Consider the following 19,815-nt stretch of genomic DNA (forward strand, 5'->3'; position numbering starts at 1 on the left):
ATGTTTCAAAAAGTTTTAATAGTTGACGATATTGATTTCAATGATGTAGCAGCGGTCAGTGTCTTAAAGGACATGGGAATCCCACAAATTGACTTTACAAAATACTGTGACGATGCTTTGCTAAAAATAAAAAGAGCGGCTTTAGATGAGGTTCCGTATGATTTGTTAATAACCGATTTGTCATTCAAGGCTGACCATCGTACCACTTTATTATCATCTGGCGAAGCTTTGATTGATGCTGTCAAGGGAATTTTCCCGGATTTAAAAATCATTGCTTTTTCTATTGAAGACAAATCCTATCGTATTAAAGCCTTATTTGAACAATTAGGTGTTAACGGTTTTGTGATGAAAGGGCGCAATACAATGGTCGAGTTACGCAAAGCGGTCGAGGCAATTGCAACCCAGGATACTCCGTATTTGCCCGCGGATTTACAGTTTATTTTTCAGGAAAAATTAGTCAACGAAATTGATGACTACGACATTCAGTTATTAGAGTACCTCTCAAGAGGCGTTTCTCAAGATGCAATGGAGTCTGTTTTGAAAGAAGCAGGAATTACCCCAAACAGCAAAAGCACCATCGAAAAGCGAATTGGAAAACTAAAAATTTACTTTAGAGCGCTCAATACTACCCATTTGGTATCAATCGCAAAAGACCTAGGTCTAATATAAAAACACTTCTAATTTTTATTCCTTTACTGCATATTCATAATAAATTTGATTCTTATCAAGAAAAGAATACTGTTTTACGGTTTCCCGCAAAGAAATGATTTTGTAGCTCGTTACTTTTGGATTTGTTCAAAATTAATGAATTGCTATTTTAAAAATGATAACAATTACAGTTCCCAAGAAGTTAGTTATACTCGCGTTTTTTTTATGTTCGTTTTTTTGTGTCAAAGGAAAAACAATTTGGCAAAATCAAACGCATGCAAAAAAAGGTAACTTAAGTAATCCGGTTCCACAATTGCAGAATGGTTTTTGTTCTTTTGGACAATTACAAGTGCTAAAAGAATTTCAAAAAAATATTTCCTCTTACAATAAAAGCTTTGGCCCTCAAAGAAAACGAAAAGGAAAGGTTGCGTATGATGTTAAGTAACTATTTTTTTAAAGTCTATTTCTTAGAAGTATAATTTTAACAATAAACCCTCACACAATTGGTGTTTAAGGGTTTGTCTTGGTAGCGAGACCGAGATTTGAACTCGGGACCTCAGGGTTATGAAAATTGAAATTTCACTCTTTTTATTTTTTAAATAATTGAATTGCAATGTTTTAGTTTTTTGTAAAAATCTGTTTTTATCGTTTTTTACCGTTTTCTTCATGCTTTTTCCTCACTCCTTGTAAAGGATTTTTTTATTAGTAACTTATCTATTTACTTAATTCTAACAATAAGTTTTTTAGTCTACAATTAAAAAAAAGCAAAGGAACAAAATCGAAAAAATACTATCCATAAATATAAGATTGCTTAATAAACTATCTTTTTGAACAATAAATATTTTAGTCAATAACAAGTTTGTTGCACTTATGATTTGAACACATAATTGATAAAATGATAGTTAATTGAAATAATAAAAATCGCCAATAGGAATACTTGTCCTAAAGGCGATTTTTGTTTAAGTGAATGATCTAATGATAGTGAAATTATATGTGTTATAATTAATAATTTAAATTTACACCCAAACCTAATCCCATATCACTGTCGAAATGCGTTTTAATACTAAAATTTCTTTTGATGATGTAGCGCAATCCTGCCATGTATTCTTTATCGGTATTCCACATTAAATCCATGCGAACTCTTTTAGAAACAGGAATATCCATTCGTTCTAATTGAAATCTAAAATTTCCATCTGTAAAAACCTCGGCTTGTGCTTTTATAAGCATTGGTAGCGTATATTCTATACCTGCACTAAAAACAGAACGGTTGTCTTTTGTATTGGATTGGTTGAATATGTTTTTTTCCATTTTACCTTCTTCCATTTTGCGGTAACGCCAATCAAAGCCTATGAACGGCATTAGCCATTGCATTTTGCCAATATATCTACCAATATGAGTTTCTGTTTCATAACCATGATGATCTTTGTAGCCCAATCGCCATTCTGTACCAATACTCCAACGTGTGTTGCTTAACATTGCCATACCATCATTACCGTTAGTAGCAAAATCATTTTCTGCCATAAGGTGAAATTTACGGTCTTCGCCAAACAATTTGCGTTGTGCTAATTTTGGATTTGGAATTAATGGGTTTGGTGCTTGATTTTCATAGGTAAAAACGCGTCCCATTCCTGCCATCATGTGGTACAAAATATGGCAATGAAAAAACCAATCGCCTTCAGTATTGGCATTGAATTCAATCACATCCGTTTCCATTGGCATGATGTCTATGACGTTCTTCAATGGTGCATAATCTCCTTGACCGTTCAACACTCTAAAATCGTGACCGTGCAAGTGCATTGGATGTCGCATCATAGAACCGTTGTATAACGTAATTCTAACATTTTCACCTTTCTTGATTAAAATTTTATCAGTTTCAGAAACCACTTTATTGTCTAAACTCCAAACATAACGGTTCATGTTTCCCGATAATTCAAATCGTAATTCTTTTACTGGTGCATCTTGAGGCAGTGTGGTTTTAGTTGGTGATTTTAACATTGCATAATTTAAAGTCGTAATGTCTGAAAGTTGGTTACTGTTATAATCGTTTTCAGTCATTTTGATAGAATGCATAGAATGATCTATTTTCTTTTCTCTATGTTCTTTTTTTGCAACTTCTCCAGTGATTTCAGGATACATGACTACATTCATGTCCATTTGATTGTAAGACATTTGCATTCCCATATCATCTAAATCTCCGTTCATTTTCATCATTCCGTTCATCATTTTCATTCCATCAAAATATTTTAATTTTGGTAATGGTGAAATTAATTGTTTGATACCATCACCAATATATAGTGATGCCGATTTAGTCCTGTCTTCTGGAGTTGCTAGAAATTCGAACGCTGTATTATCAGCAGGAATGGTCACTACGACATCATAGGTTTCTGAAACGGCAATTAATAATCGATCTACTTCAACAGGCTCAACGTCATTACCATCATTGGCAACAACCGTAATTTTACCCCCTGCATACGTTAGCCAAAAATAAGTTGATGCACCACCATTTGAAATGCGTAATCGTACTTTGTCGCCTCCTTTGAATTGGGATAATTGACTATTACTTTTACCATTAATTAAAAAGGCATCATAGTAAACATCACTCACATCCATTGCATTCATGCGTTTCCATTCGTTTGCTACTTTAGTTTTGAAATGACCTTGCTTGATTGCCTCTGCATAACTTTGAGTAGTTCCTTTTTGAATAGCAAACCAATCGGTAGCATTGTGTAGCATTCGATGCACATTATTTGGATTTACATCGGTCCATTCACTTAAAATTAAAGGAACTGTTGGCAAATCGTCAATACCTTTTCTGAAGGTTTCGTCCTCAACTCTTTTGTTTAAAATCATTGAACCGTACATCCCGATTTGCTCCTGTAAACCCGAATGACTGTGGTACCAATGTGTTCCGTGTTGTATGATTGGAAAACTATATTTATGCGTTGTACCTGGTTCAATTGGCATTTGTGTTAGGTAAGGTACACCATCTTCTTTATTGGGTAAAAATAGGCCATGCCAATGCAGTGAGGTACTTTCTTTTAATTCGTTATGAACGTATATTTCGGCAGTATCTCCTTCCGTAAAGGTTAGCGTGGGCATTGGAATTTGACCGTTTACAGCAATTGCTCTAGTAGGTTTATTACCAATAGTTACCAGAGTATCCCGAACGTATAGATCGTATCTCACTGTTTTAGCTATTGTCTTAACTATAGATTTGCTTTCAGAAATAGGAATATTTTTTGGAACTTCAACGATTTTTGGAGTTTCTTTTATGGGTTCTGAAACTTCCTTCACTTCTTTTTTTGTTTCAGAAATCACCTTTTTTGTAGCGACTGCTTTTTTTATCGGTTTAACTTTTGCTTTAACTAACGCCATCCCACATTTAGGACATTCACCAGGTTTTGGTGATTGGATTTCAGGATGCATGACGCAGGTGTAAGACGTTTTTTGTGAATTAACCTGAGCGACAGCTACGTGATTAATCAAAAAAAGAAAAACTATGATTGCTAATTTGAATTTCATTACTTTAATTTTTTATTAATTTTTCCCAATCTGCGATTCTTTTATTTAAGATGTCGATTGTACCTTTCATTTTTTCTTTATCGAGTAATGTAATTGCTCTCTTTGCTGCAGCAATTGCATTGTTGTAATCTTGTAATTCCGAAGCCATTTTTTGTCTCAAATTGGGGTAATAGAAATTTTGAGGGTCTACTTTTTCAGCTTCTAAAAGCCACATTATTGCTTGTTTGAAATCTCTATTGGTGCTGTAATAATAATTTGCTGCCTGAAACAATAAAGTAGCATCTTGGGTTTTTCCTTTAGTGATGTGTTGGTCTATTAATGCAAGTATATTGTCGTCCTCTTTACTCTTTAGGGGTATTTTTACCATTGTGTTTTCCCAAATAATTTTTAGAAATGCTTCCCCTTTACTGTTAATGTCATTTAATTCAATTGTAAAGGTTTCATAGAAATTAGGACTTTTTTCAATGGGAACTTTGATTCGCATCACGTCTTTCTTTTCATCGTAGCCCGTTTCACCATGTAAAGCAGTATCAGTATTAACAATTATAGTCCACTCATTATTGGAAGGAATTGAAAATATGGAGTAACTACCGGCTTTTAAAAGATTGTTGCCAAAATAAATATCTTCGGAAGTATTTATCACTGTGCAATCACTTGCACCTGTTCGCCAAAGTTTATCAAAAGGCACTAACTCACCAAATACTTTTCGGCCTCTTACTAATGGTCTGCTGTAGGCTACTTTTATTTTTGCGCTACCTACTTCTTGCTCAAACGATGCTGCTGGGCTTGATGTGGTAACTCTAATTTGAACTTTTTCTTGTGCTGATACTATTAAAGATTGCAAAAGGATTATGCTTAATAAGATTATTTTTTTCATTTTTTTAATTTTTTCATTTAAAGTTTTAAATTTTTTAACCGTAATGCATTCACAATTACTGATACCGAACTAAATGACATGGCTAAAGCCGCAATCATTGGGGATAATAAAATTCCGAAAAACGGATACAAAACTCCTGCTGCGATTGGAACTCCCAAAACATTATAGAAAAAGGCAAAGAATAGATTTTGCTTTATATTTTTCATAACAGCATGGCTCAAATTTTTGGCTTTCACGATACCTAATAAATCCCCTTTTACTAAAGTGATTTTGGCACTTTCTATGGCAACATCGGTTCCAGTTCCCATTGCAATTCCAATGTCTGCTTGTGCCAATGCCGGAGCATCGTTTATTCCATCGCCAGCCATTGCCACAATTTTGCCTTCGGCTTGTAATTTTTTTATTTCTTTCAGTTTGTCTTCGGGTAAGCATCCAGCTTTGTATGATGCTAACCCCAATTCATCAGCAACTGCTTTGGCAGTATTTTCGTTATCTCCGGTGAGCATAATTACTTCGACACCTTGACGCATTAATTCTTTAATGGCTGCAGCACTTGATTCTTTAATGGCATCCAAGATGGACACAAAACCAACTGCAATTCCATCAACTGCAATATAAGAAACGGTTTTGCCTAGTTTTTGTTCGGCTATAATTTTGTTTTCTAAATCTTCAGAAACCGTTGCTTTAACTTGCTCCATTAGCTTTTTATTACCTAATGCTACTTTTTTATTCGATACTGTTCCTGTAACCCCTTTTCCGGCAACTGCTTCAAAATCTTTCACCTCAATTAATGAGATTGATTTTGATTTGGCAAAATTGACTACTGCTTGTGCCAATGGATGCTCACTGTATTGGTTTAATGAAGCAATGCTTTGTAATAAATCAGTATCACTGTTATTGGTCGAATAAATTTTTTCCACGGATGGTTTTCCCTCAGTGATGGTTCCTGTTTTATCTGTAATCAGAACATTAACCTTATTCATATTCTCCAGAGCTTCAGCATTTTTAATCAAAACGCCTGATTGTGCTCCTTTACCAACACCCACCATTACTGACATTGGAGTTGCCAAACCTAAAGCACATGGACAAGCAATAATTAAAACCGCAATTGCATTTATAAATCCATACACTAATGCAGGTTCAGGACCAAAATTTGCCCAAATCAAAAATGTAATTAAGGAAATTATCACCACAGTGGGTACAAAATATTTGGCAATACTATCTGCTAATTTTTGAATAGGTGCTCTTGAACGTGAGGCATCGTTGACCATTTGCACGATTTGAGAAAGTAAAGTTTCGGAACCTACTTTTTCAGCGATCATTACAAATGATTTATTCCCATTTATAGTCCCAGCAATGATAATATCATCTTTCTTCTTGTCAACAGGTATTGGTTCACCAGTAATCATAGCTTCATCGATACTGCTTTCACCATCAGTTATTTTTCCATCTACAGGAATTTTATCTCCAGGTTTTACGCGTAATAAATCGCCTTTCTTGATATCGTGGATTGAAATTACTTTGTCACTTCCTTCACTAACCAAAGTAGCTTCGGTAGGTGCCAGTTTTAATAATTCTTTTATTGCTCCGCTTGTTTGACTGTGCGCTCGGGCTTCGAGTAATTGTCCTAATAATACAAGAGTTAAAATAACGGTTGTCGCTTCGAAGTATAACAATACCGTTCCATGTTCTGTTTTGAATTCGCTGGGAAAAATATCCGGAAAAAACATTCCAACTAAACTGAAAAGGAAAGAGACTCCCGTACCAATTCCGATAAGAGTAAACATGTTCAAATTCCATGTGATTATTGATTTCCAAGCACGGACAAAAAATATCCAACAGGCATAAAACACTACAGGAAGTGAAAAAATTAATTGTACCCAATTCCATTTTGCGGAATCCATTAATTGTAGTAAGGGATTGTTATGGGCCATATCAATCATGGCAATGATGAAAATCGGAACAGTAAACACCACCGCAATTTTCATTTTTTTGACCAGATCGGTATACGTCTTTTGGTCTTCGCTTTCGCTTGGTTCCATTGCCACTAGATCCATTCCACATATCGGGCATGAACCCGGATCTTCTTGAATTACTTCGGGATGCATTGGACATGTATACTGCGTTTTGCTAACGGTTAACTCTGATGCTTTTACCAAATCCATTCCACACACAGGACAATCTCCTGCTTTGTCGTATACTTTTTCGCCTTCGCAATGCATAGGGCAATAATATTTTGCTTGTGCATTGCTCGGTAAAGTACTTTCTTTTTTATGATGATGAGATGGGGTAGAGCAACATGATTTTTCAGTTGCTTTATTTGTTTCTGAATACTCGATCACCTCCACTTTGCTCATTTCAATAGTGTATTTTCCCGCGGCTGATAAAGCCTCTTGCAACTTTTCTATTGAAATGTGCTTTTCCATAGTTATTGTTGCTGTAGGCGGATTTAGGGAAACTTTTGCTTTAATACCCTCAATAGTATGCAACGATTTTTCGACTTTAGCGCGACAACCATCGCAAGTCATTCCGGTAATGTTGTATGTATGTATCATTTTTTTGTTATTTAAATACAAATTTCCAGTTTAATACTTTTTTGGAGTTGCAGAATTTTGGGTTTGATATGCAAAATTTATAAATCTTCTATCTGTTTTCTTTTTATGGTTTTTATATTCCTGAAGAAGGTTGGAGAGAAGCCAGTTACTTTTTTAAATTGATTGCTCAAATGTGAAACAGTACTGTAATTTAAAGAATAAGCAATTTCACTTAATGAGAGTTCATCATACATAATCAACTCTTTTACTTTCTCAATTTTCTGATTAATGAAATACTTTTCGATAGTGGTATTTTCGACTTCGGAGAAAAGATTACTCAATGTATTATAATCTTGACGCAGTTCTTGTGAAAGGTAATTGGATAAATTAATTTTCAAATCGTTGTTTTTATTTTGAACCAAATCAATAATCAGTGTTTTAATTTTATCGATAGTTTTACTTTTCTTGTCGCTAATTAAATCAAAGCCTATACTTCGAAGACTTTTTACTAATTCCTGTTTTTGGTTTTCGGGAATGTCATGTTTCAATTCAACTTCTCCCAATTCAACTGAAATAGGATTAATATCCATATTTTCAAAAACGGACTTCACAACCATTATGCAGCGAGCACAAACCATATTTTTGATGTAAAGCTTCATTGTACAATGTTTTTTGCTAAAACGATATAAACTAACCTTGCTAAAATATTAACAAAGTTAGTTTAAGCTAATGACTAAAAATTAACTGTTATTTGCTTCCTTCACCATTTTCTGGAACAGGTTCAGTCAATTTCATACCGCATTTAGAACATTTGTCATTCATTTTTCCTTGAACTTCAGGATGCATTGAACAAGCATATATGTTAGAATGATCCATCTTCGAATGATCAGTCATTGTAGAATCGTGTTCCATCATTGTTCCATCATTTTTCATTGTTGTAGAATCATTTTCCATCATTTCGTAATCGGTTGTTGATGCTTCTTTAGTTTTTTGGTTACATGAAACCAAAACGAAAGCCATTATTATGGCTGAAAAGATTATTTTTTTCATTTTTTTAATTTATTTAAATTGCAGAATAATTTCTGTCTTGTAATGGTACAAAATATTGTTATTAAGTATGTTACACGTTTGACTAATTAAGTTGTATAATTCATACTACTTACTTGGATGCATTAAAAAAGATGTACTCCAGATTAAAATAAAAGCCATTTGGCGCAGTTCTTAACATGGAACTTACCAACTCTTGTCGGTAAGCCAAATCTATCCGCGCTTGACTATTGATAATAAACTGAATTGCAGGAACAAAATCCAGATAGGACTTACCGCTTTTGTTTATGCTTTGGCCTACAAATTCAACCATCAAATTGATGTTAGTCTGCTTGTAGTTGGTATACTTTTTAGGGTACATTAATTTACCAAATGATAAGGTGTAATTTGTTGCATTATCACCAAAGTCATCTGGAAAAGGATAATTAGGTTTATTGTCAAAGGCTTTTTCAAAGCTTACGGATGAACTTATGGCTACTTTTTTTATCAATTTAGTTGCCACAAATCCGGTTTCAAAACCAGTATTATGGCCCATAATTTCGATTTGTTCTTGATGAATATCGGCATTATTGAAACTGTATCTTCCGAATGCTGCCAAACGAAAATGACTGTTTAAATCATCGGTTGAATAAAAGCGATACTTGGTATACAAACTTCCGCCTTCAGTTACCAATTGGTTACTTCGATTGCTCACAAAAGCAGAGCCCCTAAACATTAGATTTTTATTCAACCCATAAGTAACCTCTGGCATCAAATGATAATTATAGCCCGGTACAAATTCTTCCTTAAACAAAGATTGTGAAAGTCGAACACTTATTGTATTTGCAGGCACATTACTCGCAGGATCGGTAACTACAAATAACTCTTGACTGTAATTTTTTTGAAGTGTAAACACCATTAATAAAATGAAAATCTTTCTCATTAGTTTATATATTTAGCATGAAAATCGTCTTCGTTGTTTAAAGCATAAGTTGCTACATTCTTGAGCGATTTAGATAGTTTTTTAAATTCTTTCTCTGTAACATAGCCTTTGTCTAAAATTTGAATTTGGACTTCGGCATTATTAGTTGGAGCTTTATTAACTTCAATATAACCTACTTGCCTAATTGTTTCAGCTTTTGCTGTTAACACCAATGAACCAATAAAAAAACCTGCTTTTTCTACTTTTTCTTTAAATACTTTCGGCGTTAAACTGTTACCCTCTTTTAATGTTACTGTAAATGTATTGGTATTCAAATCGGTTGCTACATAAGCCACTTCTGACATGCTTTTTAGCTGCTTGTTAATAGCGTTGGAACACATGGAACACGTTAAACCTGTTGCTCTAATTTCGGCTTTTACAATTTGCGCATTACTTTGCATTGAGAACATCAAAACCATTGATGTTATGATTATATGTACTTTTTTCATTTGATTTATTTTATAGTTTCAACCGTTTTTCCACAACTTAGCATCATGGAGCCATAATAGGGATTTTTTACTGCATTCTCTTTGCTTAACCAATTAGCACCTGCACCTTCGTTGTACATTGGACAAAATTGATAGTATACAGGAGTTTCATATTTAAAGACTTTGATTAATGAATACATGTCTTTGGATAATGTAGTGAAGTTGTCACGTTGAATTTTAACATCTTTTGTATTAGCAATATTTTCTGCATTCTTTTTTATCGTATTTACAACTTCCATCCACGCCATGTGAACGTCCATTTCAAGCTTTTCCATTTTAACAGTATTGATACTCAATACCAATTCTTTTGCAGCAGCGGTAGTATTATTTCCATTTGAAGCAATTAACGCATCTTTGACCAAAAAGTAATTATCAAAAACCGATTTAAGTTGATTGTCATTTTGAACTATTTTAGTAGTTGCTTCAGCTTGATTACCATGAGTCGAATGGTCTTCGTTACTTGTCATCGCTGTTGTTGTTTCTTTAGCAGGAATTTTTGCTACTCTTTCATATTGACAACATCCGTGAAGATTACTATAAACATCATCTGGAGCAAGGAATTTATCACTATCGTAACCAACTAATGCAATTCTTTTAAGTACTTCGTCTTGATTTGTTTTGGTGGCATCAAAGGTTATAGTAGCCATTTGAGTATCTTGGTTCCAATCGACATTGGCAATTTTTTTTATGTTTCCAGCTTTTTCGATTTTGGTTTCGCACATGCCACAATTTCCATGAATTTTTACATTTTCAGTTTTAGCATTTTTTATTTGTGCATTACTTGTAGTTGATAACAATACAGTAATTGCTATCATTATTTTCATAAATGAATTTTTCATTTTAAATAAAGTTGTAATCAAAGTAAACTACCTTGATTGGTTGATAAAATAAATTTGGATAAATAACAGTAAAGAGGGAAATTAATTTCGATACCCATTTAGGTATAAAAAAAAGAAAAAACTGTTAGATTGAGTAGCAAAATGCTACGAATTTGACATAAATATGGCTGTCAAAAAACGATTTAGCCTATTTTAGGAATGAGCCAAATAGAATAAAAACCATCTGAGATTGATGGTATTGTGTTTGAAAATTTCACTTTCTCAATTGAAGAATAGCTAAACATGTTATTTTTAAAAATGATCTCGGATAACAAGCTTACTGAAGAAGTTGGACAGGTTGAAGAGCATCCGCACTTAGAATGACCGCAATTACCTTTGCAAGATTTGTGGTCTTTCTGTTTTGAATTGTCGTTAGTACAGCAACTCTTTTTTTCTTTTCTAGTTGATGAAACCTCTTTTTTGCAAGAACTCTTGCCTGAAGCTTTACCACAAGCCATAACATTACTGGGCATAAGAAACATGCCTAATAATAATAGTATAAAGTGGTATTTTTTCATATTTTAAAAAGAGCATTACAAAATTAATTAAAAATTATTACTAGATGTTAAAAATGCTGTTAAAAATAGATACGTGTATTATTCAATCAGTTGTTTCGTAAAATATAGATTAGCTATATCAAAATGATTTCATTTTAGATAATACTGCACGTCATGCATACATCACAATTTAAAAATTAAACAAGTTGAATAGAACTAATATGCGGTAACGAATTGTGGTTTCCAAAAACATTTGAACTAATTTTTAGCAAACTAAGCCCCAGTATCATTAGTGGATCGTCTGGCAGGGTTTTCATTTCGTTTTAGATGCGCTTTATCAATACCTTAAATTTTTTTCGATTTAGATAGAAAACATAATTGAGAAACAGTCTGTAAATCGTATTTGTTGTTAATTGTAGTAATCATAATTTGTAGCATGTCCAGTTTGTTATACTAAGGAGCTCTGTTTATTAGTCTTTACAATAAAGTATACATCTACAGGTCAAATAATCTTCGGGTGGTCATTAAATGAAACCTTTTACCTTGTGAAGTTTTGAATCCATTGTTATTTAATTGCAGGGTAATTTCAGTTAAAGTACTTCCTGCTTTTTTTAATACATTAGCAAATGCCTTAGCTTTGATTAGATTATGGTTACTTAGCTTTTTTGCTTTTATGGCTTGTTGTCCAAGTAATCTGTTTTCTTCACTAATACAGGATCCGTTACCTAGCTTAGTAATTTGATTGCCCGCCTTTGAAATATGAAAACCATTACGGTGAATATTGTTTTTTATAACATTCAAAGCGTCAGTTGTTCTTTTATGAATAGAATCTAGTTCTTGTTGGGCAACGCTAGCTAGGATATGTAAAGTAAATTTATTTGCGTTAGGCATATCAGCAACTACTATTTCGATATCGCTATCAAGTAATGTCGATATAAATGATACACTTCGTGATAGTCTATCAAGTTTAGCAATCAATAATACCGCCTTATTATCTTTACAAGCTTGTATTGCTTTGTTTAGTTCAATCCTATTTTTTTTACTTCCAGATTCTTGCTCTGAAAATGAATATAACACGACATCTTCACTACTTAGAAAATTCTTAATAATATTTTGTTGCGCTTCAAGTCCTAGATCTTGTCTTTTCGTTGAAGTCCGAATATAAGTAATGTAGTATTTCATTTGTCTTGTCCTAGAGAATTTTTACTGTAAAGAGTAAAGATAAAAAAAAATAACATATTAACAACACCCAATGTTAATATGTTATTTTATAAATAGACATCAAAATACTATAATTTTCTTTAGTAATTTTGATTAGTAATAAATGGACATTCTTATAAATATCTTCTTTTGAGATTTTGATCTAGTAGACTCTTCTGTATCAAAGTCTCATTTCTAATTGAAGGTAAACTTTTTTAGTTTTATACATTATCGTGTTTCGAATATTTTTTTCATTTACTTTTAACTGGTATCGCGTTATATCCATTTGATATTGATTTTTGTCTTTGTGCTCTTACCGCTTTTGCAATTGTCTCATATTTTCCAAGATGATTTCATTACTAGTAATACTGGTTATTAAATAAAATTCATCACATACAAAACTGTATACATCACATATTTTTACTTCATTGCGGATGTTTAGCACATTTCCTTTTCTCACATTTTCTACATCCATTTCATAATTTAAAAATTTAAAATATGCTCTTTCTATGTATTTGAGTGTGTCGTAAACGGATATAGTCGCTCCCCAACTTGAAGTTTTTCCATAAGCTTCTCGAATTCTTACCTTAGTATTATTTTTAACTTCATCTACGAAATTGATATAACCATTTTTAATTTTTTTCTTTATCAGTATCATCTTATAATTGTTTTTCATAACTCTTATACTTCATTTTTCAAGAAAAGTTTATTTTTTTAATCATAGATTTTAGATTTTCACTAAAGGTGTATGGTTTGTTAATAAAGCGTTTAAGGAATCCTCAACCTTTATAGTCATACCTTTATATTCTAATAATTTTTTTGTTATGGTTCCACTCCTAGATTTCAATTGGAGTATTACCAACAAATGCTTCACAATTAGTACCGAGCTAAGAAGTATCCGGTGTTAAACTGAATAGTTTAATTTCATGAAATAAAAACGCGTTTTTACTAAACTTTTCGTTGAAATTCTGATATGGTAATTAATTCAAACACATTTTTTATGAAAACAAATAAATCGAACAGCGAGATCGCTGAGTTAGAAAAAAACGCAATTAATATTAAAATCAGAAACGTAGACGGTTATGTAGTAGAGAAAAGTAGCTTATCTTTTCATTTAAATTGGTATTACGAACGTAGGTCAAAGTCTGCAAAATGCAAAAAGTCAAGATTTAATTATGAATATTTTATTCATAAACCAGATAATGCATGTTTTGTTTTTACTGAATGCCCTTCATATTACTATGATAATGGTCTTGAAATAGAATTGAAAGATTGTATAATAGTTACAATTTATGAGTCTCAACCAGATTTTATGACCAGTAAACTTGCAGCATTTTATCGTGAATGTTATGTAGAAAACGCTGTGTCAAGCTGGGATGAATTCGGTTGTTTTACCACTGATAGTAAGAGATATAATAACATTTCAATCGTTCGAGCAATATCAAAATTAAGACCAAATAAAGAAATTAGGTACGAAGTACCGAAGCCACGAAATATGTATTTCAAATTTACATGACTCTATTTATCCCCATAATAAGTTTCATTTTAGAGATATATTTTTATTTGATTTTGACTTGTCTAAGCTCGAATTTACGAATCAAAATATAAAAAATTTGCTTCACCAAGTTACTACAGGCAAGTGTTTTTACAAGTATATTTATAAGATCATATAATGGATCAAGAAATAGTCGAAAATTGGAAAACTAGTCTTTATGAAAATAAAACTATAATGTTAAGAGATATAATTTAAAATTTAGTGTAATGAAGGGTTGCCTTTTGTTCTTTTTCTCCAAATACGAATGCTAGTTGGCCATATTTGGCAGCTAGTTCATTTGCTTTATTTAGGCCGCAATTTTCAATAAAAAAACTTTCTTCGGACCAGTTACCATCCTCGGATATTCCAATTGCTGGGCTATATTTTAGTTCAAGTATGTCAAGGTCTTGCTGTAGTTTTTTGTTTCGACTTTGATTTTTCTCAATTGAGAGAATGTCGGGTAGTGGATTCCATGCCGTAATGAAAGCCCAATTTTCAAACTTGTTACATTCTTCCTGATACTGATCGATTTTAATGTCAAAAGTAGCTGACTTCAAAACTCGATAAATTGTGTTTAGAAATGCGTCGTGATGTTCTATATCCATAATTGTTTCAATAAAAAATTAATTTAGGGTTTTGAATTCGTGCTGTCGCTTTTACTTTTTGATATTCATTTTTGCAATTAATTTGATTCAAATGTTTGTCTTGTAGTTAGTATCCCTCTGTTGTTGGAATTTCCGTGGATGAATGCGGAATGTGCAAGATTAATTTTTTCATCTTTTTACAACTGATGATTTACTTTATATTTCAATATTTGGATCGATTTCCTCTGATTTTTCAAGCATAATGGTATCATCATTAAATACAATTACCACTCTATTTTGTTGTAGTGCCATCATCATCAATTCCGTTAGTTTTAGGATTGCTTTTTTTAGCAAAGCTTCTTCTTGGATAAATTTCGGATATTGAATAAACTCTAGTTCTACAGAAGGTTCTTCTTGGCCCAAGAAAACAATTTCACACGTTCTTATCTTAGTACTCAATACCACATTCAACTCTTTTTTTACTACTTGTTGAGCAGCAGCTAATTCGTGTTTTACCGTTTCAATTGAGATGCTTTCGGTTGTATATCCGATATTCAAACCAATAGTTACTTGGGCCCTAAATGATTTGCATGAAACGCTATTCATATTTTTATAGCTTGTAACTTATTATCTACTAGCGCTACTTTGTGCCCTAAATTGAAAGCAACTACATTACCGCTTGCATCAAAATCAAATACGATATCGCTGTTGAAAGGTCGGTTTCTAATTTCTGTTTTGAGACAATCCAAATAATATCCTCTAGCAGTGACCCAGCCTTTGTTGTCAATTTCCTTATTAAAACGTTCGATAAGTTCTTCATTGGATAAAGCAAATAATGACAAAGTCCAAGCTGCAATTTCATTGGCATAAGGCTCTTCTGTTGGCAAAAATGTTGTTGAAAGGGCAAAATTTCCTTCTTCTTTTTGAATCCCATACTTTTGGATGTGGATATATTTTAATCCAAGAGGGATCAAAGCCACAAATCGTGCTTGGGTTTGGACTAAAAATGGTGCTTTTGTGTTTTGAATGCTAAAGCTTTTTCCTGTGAGTGCTTTTTTGTCGTCAAAATACAAAAGTTCAAATGGCGGACAATCAATCAAATCGAAAAGGGTGTTTATCTGCTGATGTTTGATTTGAAAAAAAGATGTTTGTGGCAATTCATTTATTAGATTTTTTACTACCAAAGTGGTAGTCTCCACATCAATGCAATAGGATGGCATAGTACGAGCTACTGATGCTTCATCAGAAATACTCAAAAATAATGTTTTCATAAACATAACAATTTAAATTTAAACTAGTGTTATGTCGACAAAATGCGATAAAGAATTTTGGTTTCTCAACACATTTGAACGACTGTTCCGCATACTAAGCCACCGTGTCGTGAGTTGATCGGTTGGCACCCCGATGAATCGGGATTCTTGATGCTTTACAAATATTGTAAATTATTTTTGAGTTGCGCAAGCAAATATTGTGAATAATCATAAATCTTTAAGGTCATAATATCGATCTATAATTTTCAATAAACTTATTTGAATTTGAAATACTTCATCTCGCAAGGAATTATTTTACAATATTAAATGAACTCACTAAAGACTAGTACCATTGTCGCAATCATTTTATATTTATGTATTTTACAGAAATAAGAATGGGATAAAAAAAGTAGATCCTTTCTACCCATAAGTTTAGCTTTTAATGGATTAACCGCAAGCTTTAAGCAACCTACTAAGATAAACTTAGATAATACCTCTTAATTGTAAATGATACTTCAATGATGAAGTTTCTTCGTAATCATCATCAAAAGGTGTTTGATCTTCTTGTTCTGCTGGAGAAAGGGTATTGTATTTATTTAATTTTTGGTAATAATACTTATCTAAAAGCTCTTGCAAATCAATGCAGTTTTGTAAAATGCTTGTTTTGAAGTAAACAGTATAGTCTTCATGTAAAACACATTTGCCGGTTTTTAAACTTTCCTCAGATACAACGTTACCAAACAACAATATCAAATCATTATACAAATGTTCTTGTTTTACTAACCATTTTAATAGATCTATTTCGTTGTCAAGAGTAATTGATTTAAATTCGTCAATCGCTATTTTAGCCTCATTTTCGATCATTAAGAATTGATAAATTTGATTGATATGCTCATAAAGCCAATAAAATGAATGATGATATTTGTAAAAATTATTTAGCATATCGATAGAATCATATAATTCTTCATATCTCTTAATCCAAGTGATTATTTTATCTTTTGAAATCTCACTGTCATTGAGTTGTCTCATTTCATTAAGAGCAGTGATTGATTTGTTTTTTAAATTGTCATATGAAGCTGAAGGAACAAAAGTTACTTTTTCATCATTATAAATAGTAAAACTTAATTGTCTCTTATTTTCATCTATAACTCTTTTATCTGTGCAAAAATCAGAACAGTTGTAAATGCCTTTTACAGAACAAACCTCGTCATCTTGTATTATAAAATTGATATAGCGACCTGATTTATTGCCAACAAAGGCAATTCCTGTTTTATTTTTATTAATACATTCATCAGAATTACATTTACCCTCATAAGCAAGTAGCTTATTGTCCTTCTTTTGGAATTCCTTGAAGATTTCTTGCAATTTTTGAAGGAAAATAGTTTTGGTAGTATCTTGATACGTAATCTTGTCCTCTAAAATTAACTCTATGGCTTTAATATTCATTTCTGAAATAGCATTTATAAGTTTTGACGCAGCTTTTTTTACATTGGTAACATCGCCTAATTCTGCAAGCTTTTGAATTAATCTTAGTTGTTCGGGTGTCATAGATATTAAAATTTAAAATTCCTAGATCTAAAGCTATTTTAATTACTTGTTTTAATCGACAAACATTGTTACTCGAAAGTCTAGTGCTTTTTCCTTGCAATTAGGACAATAATTATTGACCATATTTAATTTTAAATCAAAGTTATTGATAGTATTATAATCGAGATTATTTCCTTTTAACACATCATCAGTATAGAATAGATATTTTTCTGAATTTTTGTTTGCTAAATAATTTATGTTTTCAAACTCTAAGGTTTCCTTATTAATTGCTGGAACTGGACAATTGGTTAGATAATTAAATCTGCCACCCCCAAATCTGAACTCATTAGAAAAACCACATGACTGGCATTTTGATTTTATTATATTTCCCATTTGATTTTAATATTTGAAATTATAGATTAGTTATCATTTTATTTTAAAATTCAGCCACTAAATCGGTAACTCGGTGAATTTTCTAAAAATTTAATTTGTAATTATTAGGGCACAATATCTAGCCCTCAACGTAGTGAGGTTTCAACGATTTACCCAAAAACTAAAGCTAGAATTATAGTTTATGAACATAATTCAAATGGTAAGAATAACCAAAAGTATAGCAATTTTTACAATTAAAGATTATTGTTCCCTCCACAATTAATTCTAAACGGTCTGAAACTTTTTTCTTTATTTGTTTTGTAATTTATTTGATATCCGATGTTTCCTTGGATTTGCTGTATGTTCACACTAGAAAAAATATCTATATCCTTAAACTTTCGATAAGAATTACAAATCTATTCCTCTGTTATCCCTTTTTCTCTCCAAATTAGATGACTTAATATTATGTATTTTGTATAGTTGCCCATTGTTAACTAAGATTTGAAAAAAATGTAATAACTACAAATTAATGTCGTCATTTCAATAACCATTTAGATGAAAACGCAGTACGCACTATCCAAAAAAATGTGTGTATTCAAAGGAATATTCTTCTCTACTAAAGTACAATTGAGCATCATTTATCTGAATTTTTTCTTCCAAAATAATTTCTAATCTTTGCGTTATATCCTGCTTAATTTTATTGAGGTGCCTTTCATAGAAATCGGTTTGAGATACTAATTTTTCAGGAAAATCGGTTGGATCCTCTTCTGAATAACAATATTTGTAATTATCATTCATTCCTGTTAAAAATATTGAAATAGAATCTTCTTTCATAGAAAATCCAATATGATATTTAGGAAATATAAAATTTCCAAAATCTAAAATATCCCCTTTGATAATATAGTCAATTGAAAAAGTTTTATTGCTTTTAAGTATTTGAAAGACAAACTTTTCATCGCTAATTTCATCAATTTTAACTTCCTTTAGTTGATTAAGATGTGCTATCGATTTCAATGATAAAATTGGATTGTATTCCAGATTGAGTTTTTCCAAATTTTTGAATGCATAAAGCATATCAATATTTTCAATTTCATTGCAACTTGCGTCAATAATTCTGAGAGTTTCAAGATTTGCTAAAGCACTAAGGTTTTTAAGTTTTTGATTGCCAAATTTAATTTCTTCCAAGTTTACGCAATATTTCAAGAAAGACAAATCGAGCATGTGCTCTGAGTAATTCAAATATAGAAATGTTAATTTCTCATAATCAGAAGATAGCAAAGTGTCTTTGTAATTAATTTGGCCACCCATTTTCTTCTGCAATTTTTTCATCGTTACATTTTGGAAGGGATCTCCATTAGTAACTAAACTATGTGTTTTACTTATATCATCTTTAGTAAATCCATTTTCTATCCAATAAAGATGATTTTGAATGATATCTTTTGTGTTTGAATCCATGTTGTATTTTTATTGAGGAATTTAATAACTAATTTAGACTGACATTCCTTAAAAAGGCAGATCTTCATCGTCTTCTGGTAGATCCACTGTGTTTTCATAGCTGCTATTGGGTGTAATTGTCAAAGGATTATTTACAACTTCTATTTTAAAAGCTTTTACATCGGTATACCATTTACCATTGTATTCTCTGCTTTCTAACTCGTATGATATGGCTAGAGAATTACCAATTTGAAGTTGGTTTTCAATTATCTTATCTCCCCAAATACTCACACATATTTTTTTTGGGTACTGCCCGTTTGTTTCGACAATTATGTCTTGCTTACGCCACTGCCCATTTTTACTCATTCCAATTTGGATAGGAAGAATTTGTATAAGAGTTGCCGTTATCATCATAATTTTATTTGAAAGCGATTATAATTAAAATGATTTTTTTGTCCCAAA

The 19,815-nt window shown here is 31.9% G+C and carries 21 protein-coding genes and 1 riboswitch; of the genes, 3 read left to right on the forward strand and 18 right to left on the reverse strand.

The window, feature by feature from the left end:
• Both L1S34_RS04175 and L1S34_RS04180 read left to right on the forward strand, forming a co-directional pair.
• Entirely contained in the window at positions 1-669 is a 669-nt protein-coding gene (locus tag L1S34_RS04175; protein WP_236362942.1) for a response regulator transcription factor, read from the forward strand.
• Positions 670-823: 154 nt separating this feature from the next.
• The gene (locus L1S34_RS04180; RefSeq protein WP_236362943.1) at positions 824-1,093 is read left to right on the forward strand and encodes a hypothetical protein; all 270 of its coding nucleotides are present in this window, start codon (positions 824-826) and stop codon (positions 1,091-1,093) included.
• 557 nt (positions 1,094-1,650) lie between these two features.
• On the opposite strand, the gene L1S34_RS04185 is transcribed toward L1S34_RS04180, so the two are convergent.
• The 11 genes from L1S34_RS04185 to L1S34_RS04235 all read right to left on the reverse strand — a co-directional run bounded on the left by L1S34_RS04185 (position 1,651) and on the right by L1S34_RS04235 (position 13,328).
• Positions 1,651-4,170 (reverse strand): multicopper oxidase domain-containing protein, encoded by a 2,520-nt coding sequence (locus L1S34_RS04185; RefSeq protein ID WP_225899051.1) that lies wholly within the window; start codon positions 4,168-4,170, stop codon positions 1,651-1,653.
• 4 nt (positions 4,171-4,174) lie between these two features.
• A complete protein-coding gene (locus L1S34_RS04190; RefSeq protein WP_210788312.1) occupies positions 4,175-5,047 on the reverse strand; it encodes a DUF2911 domain-containing protein in 873 nt (290 codons plus the stop codon).
• A gap of 17 nt (positions 5,048-5,064) precedes the next feature.
• Positions 5,065-7,602: a heavy metal translocating P-type ATPase gene (locus L1S34_RS04195; protein ID WP_210788311.1), complete on the reverse strand. Its 2,538-nt coding sequence runs from the start codon at positions 7,600-7,602 to the stop codon at positions 5,065-5,067.
• Positions 7,603-7,679: 77 nt separating this feature from the next.
• Entirely contained in the window at positions 7,680-8,240 is a 561-nt protein-coding gene (locus tag L1S34_RS04200; protein WP_210788310.1) for a helix-turn-helix domain-containing protein, read from the reverse strand.
• Between the two features lie 88 nt (positions 8,241-8,328).
• Entirely contained in the window at positions 8,329-8,631 is a 303-nt protein-coding gene (locus L1S34_RS04205) for a heavy metal-binding domain-containing protein (RefSeq protein WP_210788309.1), read from the reverse strand.
• A gap of 109 nt (positions 8,632-8,740) precedes the next feature.
• Positions 8,741-9,550, reverse strand: a complete 810-nt coding sequence (locus tag L1S34_RS04210; protein WP_236362944.1) for a hypothetical protein — start codon at positions 9,548-9,550, stop codon at positions 8,741-8,743.
• Positions 9,550-10,038 (reverse strand): heavy-metal-associated domain-containing protein, encoded by a 489-nt coding sequence (locus tag L1S34_RS04215; protein ID WP_210788307.1) that lies wholly within the window; start codon positions 10,036-10,038, stop codon positions 9,550-9,552. The genes L1S34_RS04210 and L1S34_RS04215 overlap by 1 nt, the downstream gene beginning before the upstream one ends.
• Positions 10,039-10,043: 5 nt before the next feature.
• Entirely contained in the window at positions 10,044-10,901 is an 858-nt protein-coding gene (locus L1S34_RS04220) for a DUF3347 domain-containing protein (protein WP_225899050.1), read from the reverse strand.
• Between the two features lie 197 nt (positions 10,902-11,098).
• Positions 11,099-11,473, reverse strand: a complete 375-nt coding sequence (locus L1S34_RS04225; protein ID WP_210788305.1) for a hypothetical protein — start codon at positions 11,471-11,473, stop codon at positions 11,099-11,101.
• A gap of 474 nt (positions 11,474-11,947) precedes the next feature.
• Complete coding sequence (locus L1S34_RS04230) at positions 11,948-12,634, reverse strand: recombinase family protein (RefSeq protein ID WP_210788304.1); 687 nt, start codon at positions 12,632-12,634, stop codon at positions 11,948-11,950.
• 331 nt (positions 12,635-12,965) lie between these two features.
• The gene (locus L1S34_RS04235; protein ID WP_236362945.1) at positions 12,966-13,328 is read right to left on the reverse strand and encodes a hypothetical protein; all 363 of its coding nucleotides are present in this window, start codon (positions 13,326-13,328) and stop codon (positions 12,966-12,968) included.
• Between the two features lie 324 nt (positions 13,329-13,652).
• Between L1S34_RS04235 and L1S34_RS04240 the strand changes: the two genes are divergently transcribed.
• A complete protein-coding gene (locus L1S34_RS04240; protein WP_236362946.1) occupies positions 13,653-14,168 on the forward strand; it encodes a hypothetical protein in 516 nt (171 codons plus the stop codon).
• A 230-nt stretch (positions 14,169-14,398) separates the two neighbouring features.
• On the opposite strand, the gene L1S34_RS04245 is transcribed toward L1S34_RS04240, so the two are convergent.
• From L1S34_RS04245 to L1S34_RS04275, 7 genes are all read right to left on the reverse strand, one after another.
• Entirely contained in the window at positions 14,399-14,791 is a 393-nt protein-coding gene (locus L1S34_RS04245; RefSeq protein WP_236362947.1) for a DUF3293 domain-containing protein, read from the reverse strand.
• A gap of 195 nt (positions 14,792-14,986) precedes the next feature.
• Positions 14,987-15,376, reverse strand: coding sequence for a hypothetical protein (locus tag L1S34_RS04250; protein ID WP_236362948.1), 390 nt, complete (start codon positions 15,374-15,376; stop codon positions 14,987-14,989).
• Positions 15,373-16,041 (reverse strand): hypothetical protein, encoded by a 669-nt coding sequence (locus tag L1S34_RS04255; RefSeq protein WP_236362949.1) that lies wholly within the window; start codon positions 16,039-16,041, stop codon positions 15,373-15,375. The genes L1S34_RS04250 and L1S34_RS04255 overlap by 4 nt, the downstream gene beginning before the upstream one ends.
• A 60-nt stretch (positions 16,042-16,101) precedes the next feature.
• A riboswitch (SAM-I-IV-variant riboswitch) is annotated at positions 16,102-16,200 on the reverse strand.
• Positions 16,201-16,503: 303 nt separating this feature from the next.
• The gene (locus L1S34_RS04260) at positions 16,504-17,568 is read right to left on the reverse strand and encodes a hypothetical protein (protein ID WP_236362950.1); all 1,065 of its coding nucleotides are present in this window, start codon (positions 17,566-17,568) and stop codon (positions 16,504-16,506) included.
• 51 nt (positions 17,569-17,619) lie between these two features.
• On the reverse strand, positions 17,620-17,940 hold the full coding sequence (locus tag L1S34_RS04265) for a hypothetical protein (protein ID WP_236362951.1): 321 nt from the start codon (positions 17,938-17,940) through the stop codon (positions 17,620-17,622).
• 552 nt (positions 17,941-18,492) lie between these two features.
• Complete coding sequence (locus L1S34_RS04270) at positions 18,493-19,374, reverse strand: hypothetical protein (RefSeq protein ID WP_236362952.1); 882 nt, start codon at positions 19,372-19,374, stop codon at positions 18,493-18,495.
• A 48-nt stretch (positions 19,375-19,422) separates the two neighbouring features.
• Positions 19,423-19,767 carry a DUF3127 domain-containing protein gene (locus tag L1S34_RS04275; RefSeq protein WP_236362953.1) on the reverse strand — a complete coding sequence of 115 codons (345 nt, stop codon included), beginning with the start codon at positions 19,765-19,767 and terminating at the stop codon, positions 19,423-19,425.
• Between the last annotated feature and the right edge of the window lie 48 nt (positions 19,768-19,815).

The sequence above is a fragment of the Flavobacterium sp. K77 genome (genome assembly GCF_021608205.1).
GTDB lineage: Bacteria > Bacteroidota > Bacteroidia > Flavobacteriales > Flavobacteriaceae > Flavobacterium > Flavobacterium turcicum.

Bases quoted from the DNA above. Each gene is read 5' to 3' on its own strand.
- L1S34_RS04175 (WP_236362942.1), top strand. From the start codon at position 1: ATGTTTCAAAAAGTTTTAATAGTTGACGATATTGATTTCAATGATGTA.
- L1S34_RS04180 (WP_236362943.1), top strand. From the start codon at position 824: ATGATAACAATTACAGTTCCCAAGAAGTTAGTTATACTCGCGTTTTTT.
- L1S34_RS04185 (WP_225899051.1), bottom strand. From the start codon at position 4,170: ATGAAATTCAAATTAGCAATCATAGTTTTTCTTTTTTTGATTAATCAC.
- L1S34_RS04190 (WP_210788312.1), bottom strand. From the start codon at position 5,047: ATGAAAAAAATAATCTTATTAAGCATAATCCTTTTGCAATCTTTAATA.
- L1S34_RS04195 (WP_210788311.1), bottom strand. From the start codon at position 7,602: ATGATACATACATACAACATTACCGGAATGACTTGCGATGGTTGTCGC.
- L1S34_RS04200 (WP_210788310.1), bottom strand. From the start codon at position 8,240: ATGAAGCTTTACATCAAAAATATGGTTTGTGCTCGCTGCATAATGGTT.
- L1S34_RS04205 (WP_210788309.1), bottom strand. From the start codon at position 8,631: ATGAAAAAAATAATCTTTTCAGCCATAATAATGGCTTTCGTTTTGGTT.
- L1S34_RS04210 (WP_236362944.1), bottom strand. From the start codon at position 9,550: ATGAGAAAGATTTTCATTTTATTAATGGTGTTTACACTTCAAAAAAAT.
- L1S34_RS04215 (WP_210788307.1), bottom strand. From the start codon at position 10,038: ATGAAAAAAGTACATATAATCATAACATCAATGGTTTTGATGTTCTCA.
- L1S34_RS04220 (WP_225899050.1), bottom strand. From the start codon at position 10,901: ATGAAAATAATGATAGCAATTACTGTATTGTTATCAACTACAAGTAAT.
- L1S34_RS04225 (WP_210788305.1), bottom strand. From the start codon at position 11,473: ATGAAAAAATACCACTTTATACTATTATTATTAGGCATGTTTCTTATG.
- L1S34_RS04230 (WP_210788304.1), bottom strand. From the start codon at position 12,634: ATGAAATACTACATTACTTATATTCGGACTTCAACGAAAAGACAAGAT.
- L1S34_RS04235 (WP_236362945.1), bottom strand. From the start codon at position 13,328: ATGAAAAACAATTATAAGATGATACTGATAAAGAAAAAAATTAAAAAT.
- L1S34_RS04240 (WP_236362946.1), top strand. From the start codon at position 13,653: ATGAAAACAAATAAATCGAACAGCGAGATCGCTGAGTTAGAAAAAAAC.
- L1S34_RS04245 (WP_236362947.1), bottom strand. From the start codon at position 14,791: ATGGATATAGAACATCACGACGCATTTCTAAACACAATTTATCGAGTT.
- L1S34_RS04250 (WP_236362948.1), bottom strand. From the start codon at position 15,376: ATGAATAGCGTTTCATGCAAATCATTTAGGGCCCAAGTAACTATTGGT.
- L1S34_RS04255 (WP_236362949.1), bottom strand. From the start codon at position 16,041: ATGAAAACATTATTTTTGAGTATTTCTGATGAAGCATCAGTAGCTCGT.
- L1S34_RS04260 (WP_236362950.1), bottom strand. From the start codon at position 17,568: ATGACACCCGAACAACTAAGATTAATTCAAAAGCTTGCAGAATTAGGC.
- L1S34_RS04265 (WP_236362951.1), bottom strand. From the start codon at position 17,940: ATGGGAAATATAATAAAATCAAAATGCCAGTCATGTGGTTTTTCTAAT.
- L1S34_RS04270 (WP_236362952.1), bottom strand. From the start codon at position 19,374: ATGGATTCAAACACAAAAGATATCATTCAAAATCATCTTTATTGGATA.
- L1S34_RS04275 (WP_236362953.1), bottom strand. From the start codon at position 19,767: ATGATGATAACGGCAACTCTTATACAAATTCTTCCTATCCAAATTGGA.